Origin of the sequence: Sphingomonas sp. S-NIH.Pt3_0716 (assembly GCF_003950715.1) — a bacterium.
GTDB lineage: Bacteria > Pseudomonadota > Alphaproteobacteria > Sphingomonadales > Sphingomonadaceae > Sphingobium > Sphingobium yanoikuyae_A.
On the sequence record NZ_QLJK01000112.1, the window covers coordinates 1 to 975 of the forward strand.

The window sequence follows — 975 nt, forward strand, 5'->3', positions numbered from 1 at the left end:
GATGAGGGCGACCCTGTCGTCGCCAGGGCGCGCGCCGATGTCGAAGCGATCATCGCGCGGCAGGGCTTTATCGTCGCAGACCAGCCCGCGCTGAAGCGCCTCTATTTCATGCGCATGCGGCGCGGATTGCCGATCAGCACGCTCATCGACGACCTGCATGGCCGCCATCATCTGCTCGCGCGCGATCTGCCGGCGCTGCTCGTGCTGCTCACGCTCGATACCGGCCTTGAGCCGGAGTGCCTGAAGACGCTGACCGTGGATTGTCTCACCAACCCGCATGCCGGCACGGTGGAGCTGCGCTATCTGAAGCGCCGCGCCCGCGGTGCCGAGCACAAGAGCATGCGGGTCCGCGATGGTGGTAGCGGCACACCCGGCGGCCTCATGCGTCGCCTGATCGACGTCACCGCCGTCGCACGCGAGCATCTGACCGACGATTGCCTCTGGCTCTATCACAACGTTGGCGGCCTTCGCGCCGGCATCGTCGATCCCAAGTTCCAACTCGCCGCCTGGGCTCGTCGCCATGGTATCGCCGGCGATGATGGGAAGCCGCTCCATCTGCTGCTTTCCCGGCTGCGCAAGACCCACAAGGCGTTATGGTACACCAAGACCGAGGGGCATATGGCCCGCTTCGCGGTCGGTCACACCCGCGAGGTTGCGGCGCGCCACTATGCCGATCTGCCGTCGCTCCGGCCGTTGCACGAGGCGGCCGTCGCCGATGCCTTCCGCGCAGCGGTCGCTGCGGCGATGCCGACCGTGCTTCCACCCACCGCCGAGCAGGCGCTGCACGATGAGCCCGAACAGGTCGCGTCGCTGATGTCGGCTGATACGGTGGGTCCGGTGCTCGACGGCGCACATGATGTCTGTCTCGCCGCCTCCGCGGGCTTCCCTAGCATTCCTTTCGACTCGCCCACGAGACTCATTATCCACTCATATGCCCTATTCTCCTGTACAAAAACAAATACTTAAGAACACCTA

Annotated in this window: 1 pseudogene; it reads left to right on the plus strand. The window is 65.2% G+C overall.

The features are described 5' to 3' along the window. A pseudogene (locus BRX37_RS26280) lies at nt 1-966 on the plus strand (hypothetical protein); the annotation flags it as partial. Nucleotides 967-975 lie beyond the last annotated feature (9 nt).